At 63.7% G+C, this 13,580-nt stretch carries 11 protein-coding genes; 5 read left to right on the top strand and 6 right to left on the bottom strand.

The annotated features are described in order from the left end of the window. Positions 1–730 precede the first annotated feature (730 nt). The 4 genes from lpdA to BFN67_RS20095 are packed head-to-tail and all read right to left on the bottom strand — an operon-like array spanning position 731 to position 5,777. Positions 731–2,125 (bottom strand): dihydrolipoyl dehydrogenase, encoded by a 1,395-nt coding sequence (gene lpdA, locus BFN67_RS20110; protein WP_080921264.1) that lies wholly within the window; start codon positions 2,123–2,125, stop codon positions 731–733. A 5-nt stretch (positions 2,126–2,130) separates the two neighbouring features. Further along, on the bottom strand, positions 2,131–3,507 hold the full coding sequence (locus BFN67_RS20105) for a dihydrolipoamide acetyltransferase family protein (protein WP_080921263.1): 1,377 nt from the start codon (positions 3,505–3,507) through the stop codon (positions 2,131–2,133). Between the two features lie 23 nt (positions 3,508–3,530). Beyond that, positions 3,531–4,544 carry an alpha-ketoacid dehydrogenase subunit beta gene (locus tag BFN67_RS20100; RefSeq protein WP_080921262.1) on the bottom strand — a complete coding sequence of 338 codons (1,014 nt, stop codon included), beginning with the start codon at positions 4,542–4,544 and terminating at the stop codon, positions 3,531–3,533. Between the two features lie 3 nt (positions 4,545–4,547). Then, complete coding sequence (locus BFN67_RS20095) at positions 4,548–5,777, bottom strand: 3-methyl-2-oxobutanoate dehydrogenase (2-methylpropanoyl-transferring) subunit alpha (RefSeq protein ID WP_080921261.1); 1,230 nt, start codon at positions 5,775–5,777, stop codon at positions 4,548–4,550. Positions 5,778–6,045: 268 nt separating this feature from the next. On the opposite strand from BFN67_RS20095, the gene BFN67_RS20085 reads away from it, so the two are divergent. The 5 genes from BFN67_RS20085 to BFN67_RS20065 all read left to right on the top strand — a co-directional run bounded on the left by BFN67_RS20085 (position 6,046) and on the right by BFN67_RS20065 (position 12,158). Further along, positions 6,046–6,888, top strand: a complete 843-nt coding sequence (locus BFN67_RS20085) for a UDP-2,3-diacylglucosamine diphosphatase (RefSeq protein ID WP_080921259.1) — start codon at positions 6,046–6,048, stop codon at positions 6,886–6,888. A gap of 1 nt (position 6,889) precedes the next feature. Next, a complete protein-coding gene (locus tag BFN67_RS20080; RefSeq protein ID WP_080921258.1) occupies positions 6,890–7,954 on the top strand; it encodes a glycosyltransferase family 4 protein in 1,065 nt (354 codons plus the stop codon). Beyond that, positions 7,920–9,191, top strand: coding sequence for a BtaA family protein (locus tag BFN67_RS20075; RefSeq protein WP_080921257.1), 1,272 nt, complete (start codon positions 7,920–7,922; stop codon positions 9,189–9,191). Before BFN67_RS20080 ends, BFN67_RS20075 begins: the two co-directional genes overlap by 35 nt. Then, positions 9,188–9,841, top strand: a complete 654-nt coding sequence (locus BFN67_RS20070; RefSeq protein WP_080921256.1) for a class I SAM-dependent methyltransferase — start codon at positions 9,188–9,190, stop codon at positions 9,839–9,841. The genes BFN67_RS20075 and BFN67_RS20070 overlap by 4 nt, the downstream gene beginning before the upstream one ends. A gap of 115 nt (positions 9,842–9,956) precedes the next feature. Continuing rightward, on the top strand, positions 9,957–12,158 hold the full coding sequence (locus BFN67_RS20065) for an esterase-like activity of phytase family protein (RefSeq protein ID WP_080921255.1): 2,202 nt from the start codon (positions 9,957–9,959) through the stop codon (positions 12,156–12,158). 48 nt (positions 12,159–12,206) lie between these two features. Here the strand turns inward: BFN67_RS20065 and BFN67_RS20060 are convergent, their stop codons facing one another. After that, complete coding sequence (locus BFN67_RS20060; protein ID WP_080921254.1) at positions 12,207–12,482, bottom strand: hypothetical protein; 276 nt, start codon at positions 12,480–12,482, stop codon at positions 12,207–12,209. Further along, on the bottom strand, positions 12,479–13,576 hold the full coding sequence (locus BFN67_RS20055; protein WP_080921253.1) for an FAD-binding oxidoreductase: 1,098 nt from the start codon (positions 13,574–13,576) through the stop codon (positions 12,479–12,481). The genes BFN67_RS20060 and BFN67_RS20055 overlap by 4 nt, the downstream gene beginning before the upstream one ends. Between the last annotated feature and the right edge of the window lie 4 nt (positions 13,577–13,580).

Genomic DNA, 13,580 nt, shown 5'->3' with positions numbered 1-13,580 from the left:
GCGCGAGCAACGCAGGTCCGGTTCGGGCCGGGCGGTTCCGTTCACTGTTACGGATAACACACCAGGCGCCACACTTGCCTGGATGCTCGAGTGTGCACACCCGTTCCCGCTGGCAAGCTGCTGAGACGGATTATGCGGGAAGGATGGCGGGTGTGGATAAAGCGGGAGAAGAAAATCGTCGTTAACGGGGCAAGCGCCTGATTGGCAACGGATCTATTCTTATCGGCTGCGGCAGACGACAAATTTCCATCCACGCGAACTGGAGCCGCCCTCGTGGTTCGAGGCTCCGCTTCGCTGCGCACCTCACCATGAGGGCTGATGTAGCGCCCGTGTCATTGCTTTGAGGCATCGTCACACAAACTTCCCTCATCGTGAGGAGGCAGCGTGAGCTGCCGTCTCGAACGACGCACACTGTTCCCAACTGCAACCGTCCCTCTCCCTGAAATATGGGCGGAAGCGGGGCCGGGTTCCTGAGGTTCAGAAGATGCAGCCGCACCCACCTTTCTCATGCTGAGGAGCCGGCCACGCCGGCGTCTCGAAGCACGCACAGCGCAAATTGGAGCCGCCCTCGTGGTTCGAGGCTCCGCTTCGCTGCGCACCTCACCATGAGGGCTCGTGTAGCGCCAGCCTCCCTGAAGCCACGACAATCCAGCACCGCCCCTCATCCTGAGGTGTGAGCTCCTGAGCTTGTCGAAGGGGGCGAGCCTCGAAGGACGCACGCCGCAAAAGTTTAAATATGCAGCGCGTGCCCCAGCGCCTTCAGCCCGGCCTCTGCAAAAGCTTCGCTCTGCGTCGGGTGCGCATGGATGGTGCCGGCGATGTCTTCCAGCCGCGCGCCCATTTCCAGCACCAGCGAAAACGCCGCCGACAGTTCCGACACGCCTTGCCCGACCGCCTGGATACCCAGCACCAGATGATTATCCGCCCGCGCCACCACGCGCACAAAACCGTCCTCGCCCTGCAATGTCATGGCGCGGCCATTGGCACTGAACGGAAACAGGCCGATCTTGATCTCGCAGATTGCCTTCGCTTCATCCGGGGAAAGCCCCGCCGTAACCAGTTCGGGATCGGTAAAACAGACGGCGGGGATCGCGCGCTTGTCCCAGCTTCGCTTGTGGCCGGCGACGATCTCGGCAACCATTTCCCCCTGCGCCATGGCGCGATGCGCCAGCATCGGCTCGCCGGTCACGTCGCCGATGGCATAAATGCCGCGCATGGAGGTGCGGCATTCGCCGTCGATGCGGATGTATTTTCCGCTCATGTCGAGGTCGATCTCCTCCAGCCCCCAGCCTTCGGTGACCGGCCTGCGGCCGACCGTGACCAGAACCCGATCGGCGGCGATCTTTTTATCCTTGCCCTCGGTGGTTTCCACCAGCAGCGCATCGCCCTTGGACGACAGGCCCTTGGCCTTTGCCTCGGTCAGAACCTCGACGCCGAGCGCGGCAAGGCGTTTCATCACCGGCCGGACAAGCTCGGCATCGTACTGCGCCAGCAGGCGCGGCAGCGCCTCCACCACCGTGACCTTGGAACCGAGCTTGGCGAAAGCCATACCGAGTTCCAGCCCGATATACCCGCCGCCGACCACCGCCAGCCTTTGCGGCACTTCGGAAAGCGCCAGCGCCTCGGTGGACGAGATGACCGGCCCGCCAAACGGCAGGAAAGGCAGTTCGACCGGCGCTGACCCGGTAGCGATCACCACCGCCTCCGTGCGAATGACCTGCTCGCCGATTTCCGTCTCCACCACCACTGTCTTGCCGTCGCGGAATTTCGCCCAACCCTGCACGGTCTTGACTTTTGCCTTTTTAAGCAGGCCGGCGACACCACCGTTAAGCCGGCTAACGATGCCGTCTTTCCAGGCGACGGTCTTTTCCAGATCGAAGGACGGCTCGCCGACCGAAATGCCGAGCGGGCTGCCCCGCGCGGTCATGTGCATGACCTTTTCGAACTCTTCCGCGGCATGGATCAGGGCCTTGGACGGAATGCAGCCGACATTGAGACAGGTGCCACCCGGCTTGCCCGCCTCGACGATGACCGTATCGAGCCCAAGCTGCCCGGCGCGAATGGCGCAGACATAACCGCCCGGCCCGGCGCCGATGACCAGAAGCTTGCAGGAGATGTCTTTCATGCCAGTCATCCCTCCACGAAGATCAGCGCCGGCGTTTCCATGAGCGTCTTGATGCGCTGGATGAAGACGGCGGCGTCCCAGCCGTCGATGACCCGGTGATCGAAGGAGGACGACAGGTTCATCATCTTGCGCGGAATGAACTGCGTGCCGTCCCAGACGGGGCGCACCATCATCTTGTTGACGCCGATGATCGCCACTTCCGGGTGGTTGATGACCGGCGTCGTCACCACCCCGCCCATGGCGCCGAGCGAGGTAATGGTGATGGTCGAGCCGGAAAGCTCTTCGCGCGTCGCGGTGCCCGCCTTGGCCGCCTCCGCCAGCCGGTTGACCTCGGCAGCGCTTTCCCAGAGATTGCGCGCCTCGGCATGTTTGACCACCGGCACGACCAGCCCGTTCGGCGTCTGAGCCGCGATGCCGATATTGACCGCGCCATGCCGCCGGACGACGCCGGCTTCGTCGTCGAACAGCGCGTTCAGTTGCGGCTGCTCGGCGATCGCCCTGACCATCGCCCGCATCAGGAAGGGCAACAGCGTCAGCTTCGGCTGCTCGGCACGCTTGCCCTTGTTGAGCGAGGCGCGCAAATCCTCGAGCGCGGTGACATCCACCTCCTCGACATAGGTGATGTGAGGAATGCGCGCCTTGGCAAGCTGCATCTTCTCCGCGATCTTGCGGCGCAGACCGACGATCCTGATCTCCTCGACCGCATCGCTCGGCTCCAGCCCGCCGGTCCGCCGGACCGCCGGCGCGCCATGCCTGACAAACGCATCCAGATCCTCATGCGTGATCCGCGCGGCCGGCCCGCTGCCCGGAACCTGCCTGAGATCGATGCCGGCTTCTTTTGCGCGCAGCCGCACCGCCGGCGAGGCCAGCGGCTTTTCGCCTTCCGGCCGAGGCGCGGAAATGGGTTTACCCTCACCCCTGGCCCCTCCCTGCAATGAGGAGGGGGACTCCGTCTGCGATGCACCCTCGTCAACCGCTTCCTTATGCGAGGATGGCATCTCGGATTTGGCAGCGGCCTTGGATTTCAAAGCGCGTTCCCCTCGCCCCTGCTGCGGGGGGGGCATGTCTTTTGCCGCCGCGGCGTCAGCGGGCCTGGCCTGCGCCTTCGATGCGGCCTCGCCCTCCTTCACATTCCCCTCGCCCGCCACCTCGAGCCGCACGATCGGCGAACCGACCGCGACCACCTCACCGATCTCGGCGCCGAGCCATGCCACCGTGCCATGAACCGGCGCGGGAATTTCCACCGTCGCCTTGTCGGTCATCACGGCGGCCAGCACCATGTCCTCGCGCACCGGATCGCCGATCTTGACGTGCCACTCCACCAGTTCAGCCTCGGCCACGCCCTCGCCGACATCGGGAAGCTTTATGACATATTCACCCATAACCGGCCTCTACGCCTCCGCCCCTACGCTTCCATCGTCTCGACCAATGCGCGCCCGACGCGGGCCGGGCCGGGGAAGTAGTCCCATTCCTGCGCATGCGGATAGGGCGTGTCCCAACCCGCCACGCGCGCCACGGGCGCTTCGAGATGATAGAAGCAATGTTCCTGCACCAGCGCCGCAAGCTCCGCGCCGAAACCGGAGGTCAGCGTCGCCTCATGCACCACCACGCAGCGCCCGGTCTTCTTGACCGAGGCGACGACGGCGTCGAGATCGAGCGGCAGAAGCGTGCGCAAATCGATGATATCGGCATCGATGCCCGTTTCCTGCACCGCCGCTTCCGCGACATAGACCATCGTGCCATAGGCCAGCACGGTAAGCGCGCCGCCATCGCGGCGGGTCGCCGCCTTGCCGAGCGGCGTGGAAAAATGCCCGTCCGGCACTTCGCCCAACTCATGCTTCGACCAAGGCGTCACCGGCCGGTCGTGATGGCCGTCGAACGGGCCGTTATAAAGCCGCTTCGGCTCCAGGAAGATCACCGGGTCCGGGTCTTCGATGGCCGCGATCAACAGGCCCTTGGCATCGTGCGGGTTGGACGGCACCACGACCTTCAGCCCCGACACATGGGTGAACAGCGCCTCCGGGCTTTGGCTATGCGTCTGGCCGCCGAAAATGCCGCCGCCGGTCGGCATGCGCACCACCAGCGGACAGGTGAAATCGCCATTCGAGCGGTAACGCAGCCGTGCCGCTTCCGAAACGATCTGGTCGTAAGCTGGATAAACATAGTCCGCGAACTGAACCTCGACACAAGGGCGCAAGCCGTAGGCGGCCATGCCGATGGCGGCGCCGACAATGCCGGATTCACTGATAGGGGAATCGAAACAGCGCGTCTTGCCGTATTTCGCCTGCAAGCCCTGCGTGCAGCGGAACACGCCGCCGAAAAAGCCGACATCCTCGCCGAAGACGACGACCCGCTCGTCCAGCCCCATGGACACGTCCATGGCGTCGCGGATCGCCTCGATCATGGTTCTGCGCGGCATGGGCTACACTCCCGCCTGCTGGCGCTGGCGCCGGATGTGCTGCGGCATCGTCTCGTAAACGCCCTCGAACATGTCGCGTGTCGAGGGCTTGTTGCCGCTATGCAGCGTGCCGTGCGTCTCGGCCTGTTTCTGCGCTGCGATCACCGTGTCGAGGATCTCGGCCTCGGCCTGTTCGTGGCGCTCGCCGGACCACGCGCCGCGCAGGATGAGATGGTTCTTCAGCCGGATGACCGGATCGCCGAGCGGCCAGGCATCCGATTCCGCCTTGGGCCTATAGGCGGACGGGTCGTCCGATGTCGAATGGGCGCCGGCACGGTAGGTGACATATTCGATCAGCGTCGGCCCGAGATTGGCGCGGGCACGCGCCACCGCCCATTTCGCCACCGCATGCACGGCGAGATAATCATTGCCGTCGACGCGCAGCGCCGGAATGCCGAAGCCCAGCCCGCGCGCCGCGAACGTGCCCGACCCGCCGCGCGCGATGCCCTGGAAGGTCGAGATCGCCCACTGATTGTTGACGACATTGAGAATGACCGGCGCCTTGTAGGTTGAGGCGAAGACCAGCGCCGAATGGAAATCGCTCTCGGCGGTCGAGCCGTCGCCGATCCAGCCGGCAGCGATCTTCGTGTCGCCGCTGATCGCCGAGGCCATCGCCCAGCCGACGGCCTGGATATATTGCGTCGCCAGATTGCCGGAGATCGAGAAGAAGCCGTGCTCCTTGGAGGAATACATGATCGGCAATTGCCGGCCTTTCAGCGGATCGGCCTCGTTGGAATAGATCTGGTTCATCATCGTGACCATCGGATAGTCGTCGGCGATGAGCAGGCCGGCCTGCCGGTAGGTCGGGAAATTCATGTCGCCCGGCGACAGCGCCTTGCGGAAGGCGCAGGCCACCGCCTCTTCGCCCAGATGCTGCATGTAGAACGAGGTCTTGCCCTGTCGCTGCGCCATCTGCATGCGCGCGTCGAAGGCGCGCAGCGTCATCATGTGGCGCAAGCCTTGCAGCAGTTCCTCGTCGGAAAGCAGGCCGGCCCATGGCCCGACCGCCTCGCCGGTGCGGTTCAGCACGCGAATGATCGAAAAGGCGAGATCGCGGATTTCGCGCGGATCGACGTCGATGGGCGGGCGCGGCACCGATCCGGCCTTGGGGATCGGCACAGCGGAGAAATCCGGCGTCCCGCCCGGCCGCACTTCGGGCTCCGGAACGTGGAAGTGCAACTTTCCATCGGCCATGATCTCATCCTCCAGCGTTGCAGGCTCGATATTGGCACATATGGCCGATCAAGCCAGCATCAAACCCGCGAGATCGGACGGCCTCTGCGCACCGTCTCCCAGGAAACGGCATGTTGGCAGGAAAGTCCGGTAATATCCGCTTGTTGAAAGCCGTATGCCGGCAACAAACGCAATGATGGAGCGGCCTTTCGCAATGCATTGCTGCGCGCCCTCTTGCCGGCCAATGCGAATCGATACCGTCATTCGCCTGTCACGGAGATGGGCTGTCATGCCTGCCATGACCCGTGACGCAGCAGATGATTCGACCAATGCTTTCGATCCTTGCCGGTATCGGACGCTTTTCCTGTCCGACATTCATCTCGGGACTAAGGGGTCCCAGGTCGATTCGCTGCTGGAATTCCTGAAACATCACGACGCCGAAACGATCTATCTGGTTGGCGATATTGTTGACGGTTGGCGGTTGCGATCCGGCTGGTACTGGCCGCAAACCCATAACGACGTGGTGCAGAAGCTGCTGCGAAAGGCGCGCAAGGGGACGCGCATCGTCTATGTGCCGGGCAATCACGACGAATTCCTGCGCGAATTCTACGGCACGCATTTCGGCGGCATCGAGGTTTGCGAAACGGCGGTGCACGAAGCCGCTGACGGCAAGCGCTATCTCGTCATTCATGGCGATATTTTCGACGTGGTGGTGCGCCACGCCAAATGGCTCGCCTTCTTCGGCGACTGGGCCTATGCGACGGCGCTCGTGCTTTCCAGGCACATCAATGCCGTGCGGCGCTGGCTCGGCTTCACCTACTGGTCGTTGTCGGCATGGGCCAAGCTCAAGGTCAAGAACGCGGTCAATTTCATCGGCCGGTTCGAGGATACGCTGGCTGCCGAGGCGCGCCGCCAGGGCGCCGACGGCGTCATCTGCGGCCATATCCATTGCGCCGCCATGCGCGATATGGCCGGCCTTGCCTACATCAACACCGGCGACTGGGTCGAAAGCTGCACGGCGGTCGTCGAGCACCATGACGGACGCATGGAGCTGATCCATTGGGCGGTCCGGAGCCGTGCGCTCAACGCCCAGCGGCCGCTTCCGGCTCCCTGGCGGCGGCACGCGGCGTGAAATGACGGAACGCGTCCTCATCGTCACCGATGCCTGGCACCCGCAAGTGAATGGCGTCGTACGTACCTTGACCCGCCTGGCGCAGGAGCTTGCCGAACAGGGCATCGATGTCCGTTTCCTGACGCCGGACGGCTTTCGCACGCTACCATTGCCATTCTATCTCGATATCCGCTTTGCGCTGGCTTCGCCGCGTCAGGTCGCACGGCGGATCGCCGAAATCGCGCCGCGGAGCGTACACATCGCGACAGAGGGGCCGCTCGGCTGGCTGGCGCGGCGGGTGTGCATGGGTGAGGGCCTTGCCTTCACCACCAGCTACCACACCAAGTTTCCGGAATATCTGCGCGCGCGTGTTCCGGTACCGGAAAGCTGGAGCTACGCCTTGCTGCGAAAATTTCACAATGCGGGGCAGGGCGTCATGGTGGCGACGCCATCGCTCGGCGCCGACCTTGCGCGGCGCGGCTATACCAATATCCGGCCGTGGACGCGCGGCGTGGACGCCGAATTCTTCCATCCGAAGTGGAAAGACGACCTGGCTTTGCCGGGGCCGGTCTTCCTCTGCGTCGGCAGGGTGGCGGTGGAAAAAAACCTCCCCGCCTTCCTTGATCTCGACCTGCCGGGAAGCAAGGTCATCGTCGGCGATGGGCCGGACCTGCCGGGCCTGAAAGAACGCTATCCCGAGGCCCACTTTCTCGGCGCCTGCTCCAATGAAGAACTGGCGCGGATTTACGCGTCGGCCGACGTGTTCGTCTTTCCGAGCCGGACCGACACCTTCGGCAATGTGCTTCTGGAGGCCATGGCGAGCGGGTGCCCCGTCGCCGCGTTTCCGGTGACCGGGCCAAGCGACATCGTCGGCGATGGCGGGGTTCTGTCCGACGATCTGCACCAGGCGGCGCTCGCGGCGCTCGAAGTGCCGCGCGAGTCGGCCCGCGTCAGGGCGCTCGCCTATAGCTGGCCCGAATGCGCCCGCCAGTTCCTCGATCATCTGCGGCCAGCCGGCGGCAGGCCGCCGGTCGGGCAGGAGAAAGCACAAGATGTCCGCCATCGAGACGTATCGAGCAGAGCCTGAACCCGTCAGCCGCAAGCAGGCGCGCAAGCGGCTGCACGGCGCGGTGCGCCACAATTCGGCATTTTCACGAAAAGGCCTGTCCGAGCGCCTGTTCGCGCAATTGTTCAGCGGGCTCGTCTACCCGCAGATCTGGGAAGATCCCGACGTCGACATGGCGGCGCTCGAAATCTGCCCCGGCCATCGAATCGTCACCATCGCCTCGGGCGGCTGCAACGCGCTCTCCTATCTTCTGGCGGATCCCGCCCGCATCGAAGCGGTCGATCTCAACCGGGCGCATGTCGCCTTCAACCGCCTCAAATTGGCGGCGCTGGCCAACCTGCCGGACTACGAGGCTTTCTATCGCTTCTATGGAGCCGGCGACGAAAAGGAAAATATCGAGGCTTACGGGCGGTTCATCCGGCCGCATCTGGATGCGGGCAGCCGGGCCTATTGGGAAAAGCGCAAGCTTTTGGGCCGGCGGCGCATCTCGATCTTTTCGCGCAACCTGTATCGGCACGGCCTGCTTGGCGCGTTCATCGGCATCGGCCATCGCGTGGCACGCATATACGGCATCGACCCGCGCCGCCTGCTCGAAGCCGGCTCTCTCGAAGACCAGCGCCGATTCTTCAATGAAGAAATATCGCCGCTGTTCGACAGGCGCGTGATCCGCTGGGCGATCCGCCGCAAATCCTCGCTCTTCGGTCTCGGCATCCCACCGCAGCAATATGACGCGCTGGCCGGCCCGGATGGCGACATGGCTTCGGTGCTGCGCGCGCGGCTTGAAAAATTGGCCTGCGGTTTTCCCCTGACCGACAATTATTTCGCGTGGCAGGCGTTCGGGCGGGGCTACAGCGCGGCGGACGGCGGCCCGCTGCCGCCTTATCTGTCGCGCGTCAATTTCGACAAAGTGCGTGCCCGCGCCGACCGCATGACGGTGAGCAATGCTTCCTATACCGAATTCCTTGCCGCCAAGCCGCCCGCATCGGTCGATCGCTTCGTCCTGCTCGATGCGCAGGACTGGATGTCCGATACGCAATTGAACGGTCTCTGGCGCGAGATCGGCCGAACCGCGGCGCCCAGCGCCCGTGTCATCTTCCGCACGGCCGGCGCGCAAAGCCTGCTGCCCGGACGGCTTGACGATGCGATGCTGAAGCGCTGGGAATATCGGCAGCAGCAGTCGCGGGAATTGCACGCGCGCGACCGTTCGTCGATTTATGGTGGCTTCCATCTCTATGTGTTGGGCGGGGAACCGGCATGACGGCCGCTTTCGACCATGGCGACCTGATGGAGCGCGTCTATGCCCGGCAACGGCACATCTATGACGCTACCCGCAAATATTACCTGCTTGGCCGCGATCCGATGATCGACGGGCTCAAGCCCGGAGCTGGCGCGACGGTGCTTGAGATCGGCTGCGGCACCGGCCGCAACCTGATCCGGGCGGCGCGGATCTATCCGCAGGCGCTTTTCCACGGTGTCGACATTTCCGGTTCGATGCTGGAGACGGCCGGCGCCTCGGTGGTCGCCGCCGGGCTGCAGGGCCGGATCAGGTTGGCCCATGCCGATGCGGCGCGCTTCAATCCCGGCAAGGTGTTCGGACGCCAGAGCTTCGACCGGATTTTCATTTCCTATGCAGTTTCCATGATTCCCGGCTGGCAGTCGGTGATGCGTGAGGCGCTCGGCCATCTCGGCCCCGGCGGCGAACTGCATGTCGTCGACTTCGGCGACCAACATGGCCTGCCACGCTGGTTCCGATCGGCGCTGCGCACCTGGTTGCGATGGTATCACGTGACACCGCGCAGCGACCTTTTCGCGGTCAGTGCCGAGATCGCCGCTGGCCGAGACGCGACAATGGAGGCGAAGCGGCTTTATCGCGGCTTTGCCTGGATTTCGATCATTCGAAATCGCTGACCTCGCCAGGAACGGCCTCATATGGCCGATGTCATCTTGCTGTCATCTGGAAGTCATCGCGTTGAAATATCGATCCTGCAAACCGCTGGGAACTCGAAGATCAGAGAGAACCCACATGACCAGCCAGTCGCGCCTTCTTGTTTTGAGCACCGTTCTTGCCGCTTCGGTGGCGCTGCCCGCCCATGCCGACAGCGCCTTCAACCGGATCGCCACCTTTCCGGTTGCCGAAAACCTGCCGGCGGGCACCGACGCCGGGACGCCGACCTCGTCGGAAATCATCAAAGCAAGCGAAGACGGCAATATACTGGTCTATTCCGACAGCCCCCTGGGCGCTGTCGGCTTCGTCGACATTTCCGACCCGAAGACGCCGAAGCCGGGCGGCATCGTCAAGATCGACGGTGAGCCGACCTCCGTCGCCGTGGTCGGCGGCAAGGTGCTGGCCGGCGTCAACACCTCGGAAAGCTTCAAGAATCCTTCCGGCAACCTGACCGTCATCGATCTCGCCACCAAGAAGATCGAAGCCACCTGTGACCTCGGTGGCCAGCCCGATTCCGTGGCAGTGAGCGCCGACGGCAAGTTCGCAGCCATCGCCATCGAGAACGAGCGCGACGAGGAACTGAACGACGGCGAGTTGCCGCAGATGCCCGCCGGCGACTTGAAGATATTCGGCCTGACCGGCGGCGTGCCGGACTGCGCCACCATGAAGACCGTCGATCTGACCGGGCTGGCGGAAATTTCGCCGGAAGACCCGGAGCCCGAATTCGTCGATTTCAACACCGCCAATGAAATTGCCGTCACGCTTCAGGAAAACAACCACATCGCCGTCATCGATGCGGCGACCGGTAAGGTCACGGCGCATTTTTCCGCCGGCTCGGTCGATCTCTACGGCATCGACATCGGGAAGGACGGCGCGCTGGACTTCACGGGTTCGATGACGGGCGTGGCGCGCGAACCCGACGCGATCAAATGGCTCGACAATGACCGCTTCGTCATTGCCAATGAAGGTGACTATAAGGGCGGCTCGCGTTCCTTCACCATCTTCGACAAGACCGGCAAGGCGCTCTACGAATCCGGTCCGTCGCTGGAAATGAAGATCGCCGCCGCCGGTCATTATCCAGACAAGCGCAACAAGAAGGGCGTCGAACTCGAAGGCCTCGAAGTCGCGGGATTCGGCGACACGCAATATATCCTGGTCGCCAGCGAGCGCGCCTCGATCATAGGCGTCTACAGGGATACCGGCGCTGCGCCCGAATTCATCCAGTTGCTGCCCTCGGGCATTGGCCCGGAGGGCCTGGTCGCCATCCCATCCCGCAACCTGCTCGCCACGGCCAACGAAACCGACCTGGTGGAAGAGGGCGGCGCGCGCCCGCATGTCATGCTCTATGAGCTTGGCGACGGCCCGGCCGCCTACCCGATGGTCGTCTCTGTAGATGACGGGGCGGGTAAGCCGATCGGCTGGGGTGCGCTTTCAGGACTCGCTGCCGATCCGACGGACGCGGGCAAGCTCTATGCCGTATCCGACTCCTTCTATCGCTCGCAGCCTTCAATCTTCACCATCGACGCCACCAGGACACCGGCCGAGATCGTGAAGAAACTGGTCGTCACGCGCGATGGTCAGCCGGCGCAGAAACTCGACCTCGAAGGCATCGCCTCCGACGGCAAGGACGGTTTCTGGCTGGCCTCGGAAGGCAACGCCGCCAAGCTGACGGCCAATGCCATCTATCATGTGGATGCCGAGGGCGAGATCGGCCAGGAAATCGCACTGCCGGCCGAGCTTCTCGGCCAGGATGGCCGCTTCGGCTATGAAGGCATCACCACTCTGGGCGAGGGCGACGACCTGACGCTGGTCATGGCCGTGCAGCGCGAATGGACCGACGATGCCAAGGGCGAGGTTAAGCTGCTGGCCTACAAGCCGAAAGCAAAAGAGTGGTCGGCGGTGCGCTACCCGCTTGAAAAAGCTGAAAAGGGCTGGGTCGGCCTGTCGGAAATCACCGCCTGGAAAGACAAGCTCTATATCGTCGAGCGCGACAACCAGATCGGGACGGACGCCAGGCTCAAGGCGATCTACGCCGTGGCGCTGGACGATTTCAAGCCGGCCGGGCTGGGCGGCGATCTGCCTCTGGTGAAGAAGACGCTGGTGCGCGATCTGATCCCCGACCTGAAGGCCGCCACCAATGGCTATGTGGTCGACAAGGTCGAGGGCTTTGCCATCGACGCCAGCGGCGACGCCTATGTCGTGACCGACAATGACGGCGTGGATGACTCTTCAGGCGAGACGCTGTTCCTGCGGCTGGGCAGCATCGACGCGATCAACTGAAGCACTTGCCGGTCGCGGCGCTCGAGCAATGAGATTGACGGTTCCTTTTCAGAGATTCCGCAAAGGCGACCGCCAATCTCCGCCGCCGACGATGGCGAGCAGCAGCATGCGCAGGCATTGCACATCGGGATGGTATGGCATTCGCCGGTCGATGAGGGCGATCTGCCGCCTTGCGGCGGCTGCCAGATCGGCCGACATAGGCACCGACATCAGCCAATCGATAAATACCTCTTCAGGTGGCGGAAGTGGCGAGATAGCCCGCATCGCCCTGTGATCGAGCGGGGGTTTCGCCGCGACGGTGTTGTCGTCGTCGCGCACCGTCATGCCACGATCTCCAGCGCCGAGAGCGGTTTTGAGCAGCAGCACAGGATGTAGCCCTCGGCGATTTCCTCATCGAGAATGCCGCCATTGTGGCTCATCTCCACCTCACCGGAGAGCTTCTTGACCTTGCAGGTGCCGCACAGGCCGAACTCGCAGGCAGCCGAAATGCGCACGCCCGCGGCACGGGCGGCCTGCAGCACGGTCTGATCGGGAACACACATGGTTTCAACATCGGAGCCGGCAAAGCGGATGGCGACAGCCATGTCCGCGGAAGGTTGTTCCGCAGGCGGGGCATCGGAGAATGGCGCGGGCACCGGCGCGATGGCGGGCTTGCCGAAGCTTTCTTCGTGATAACACGCCATGTCGAACCCCGCGGCTTCGAGCATTTGGCGTACGGCCCGCATGAACGGCTCGGGGCCGCAGCAAAACACTTCCCGTTCCCGGAAATCGGGCGCAAGCAGCGGCAGGCGCACCGCATCGATACGGCCCATATGGCCGAACCAGCTTTCGCGGCTCGACCGTTCCTCGATCAGGAAACCGAGCGACAGGCCGGGCATGCGGCTGCCGAGCAGTTCCAGTTCCTTGCGGAAGATGATTTCTTCCGGCCGCCGGGCGCAGTTGACGAAAGCAACGTCGGTCCACGGCGCACAATCGTTCAGCCAGCGCAGCATCGACATCATCGGCGTGATGCCGGATCCGGCCGAGATGAACAGATATTTCGCTGCAGGGTGGCTGTGATGGGAAAAGTCGCCGGCAGGGCCATAGGCCTTGATATGGGCACCGGTTTTCAGGCTCTCGAACATCCAGCGGGTGCCGATGCTGCCGGGTTGCGCCTTCACCGTGACCGCGATGGCGAACGGCCGTGACGGCGACGAAGACAGTGTGTAGGTGCGCATGACCGGTTCGTCGCCGACAGGCAGTTCCAGCGTAATGAACTGGCCCGGCTTGTAGCGAAACCAGGTCTGGTTGTCCGAGCGGAAGGTGAAGGTCTTCACGTCCGGCGCTTCATCGGAAACACCGATCACCTCCAGAACCTGCAGACGGTCGTCCCAAGGCGTCATCTCGTCGAGATGACGATAGAGATCAAGGTCGGTCATCGCG

The organism is Manganibacter manganicus, from assembly GCF_002075885.1.
In the GTDB taxonomy this organism is placed as follows: Bacteria; Pseudomonadota; Alphaproteobacteria; order Rhizobiales; family Rhizobiaceae; genus Mesorhizobium; species Mesorhizobium manganicum.
The sequence above is the reverse complement of the archived record's forward strand: the minus strand, read 5'-3'. Positions and strand labels throughout refer to the sequence as shown.

Excerpts from the sequence above, each read along its gene's own strand:
- BFN67_RS20070 (WP_080921256.1), top strand. The coding sequence starts at position 9,188 with ATGACGGCCGCTTTCGACCATGGCGACCTGATGGAGCGCGTCTATGCC.
- BFN67_RS20065 (WP_080921255.1), top strand. The coding sequence starts at position 9,957 with ATGACCAGCCAGTCGCGCCTTCTTGTTTTGAGCACCGTTCTTGCCGCT.
- BFN67_RS20075 (WP_080921257.1), top strand. The coding sequence starts at position 7,920 with ATGTCCGCCATCGAGACGTATCGAGCAGAGCCTGAACCCGTCAGCCGC.
- BFN67_RS20055 (WP_080921253.1), bottom strand. The coding sequence starts at position 13,576 with ATGACCGACCTTGATCTCTATCGTCATCTCGACGAGATGACGCCTTGG.
- BFN67_RS20095 (WP_080921261.1), bottom strand. The coding sequence starts at position 5,777 with ATGGCCGATGGAAAGTTGCACTTCCACGTTCCGGAGCCCGAAGTGCGG.
- BFN67_RS20105 (WP_080921263.1), bottom strand. The coding sequence starts at position 3,507 with ATGGGTGAATATGTCATAAAGCTTCCCGATGTCGGCGAGGGCGTGGCC.
- lpdA (WP_080921264.1), bottom strand. The coding sequence starts at position 2,125 with ATGAAAGACATCTCCTGCAAGCTTCTGGTCATCGGCGCCGGGCCGGGC.
- BFN67_RS20060 (WP_080921254.1), bottom strand. The coding sequence starts at position 12,482 with ATGACGGTGCGCGACGACGACAACACCGTCGCGGCGAAACCCCCGCTC.
- BFN67_RS20085 (WP_080921259.1), top strand. The coding sequence starts at position 6,046 with ATGCCTGCCATGACCCGTGACGCAGCAGATGATTCGACCAATGCTTTC.
- BFN67_RS20080 (WP_080921258.1), top strand. The coding sequence starts at position 6,890 with ATGACGGAACGCGTCCTCATCGTCACCGATGCCTGGCACCCGCAAGTG.
- BFN67_RS20100 (WP_080921262.1), bottom strand. The coding sequence starts at position 4,544 with ATGCCGCGCAGAACCATGATCGAGGCGATCCGCGACGCCATGGACGTG.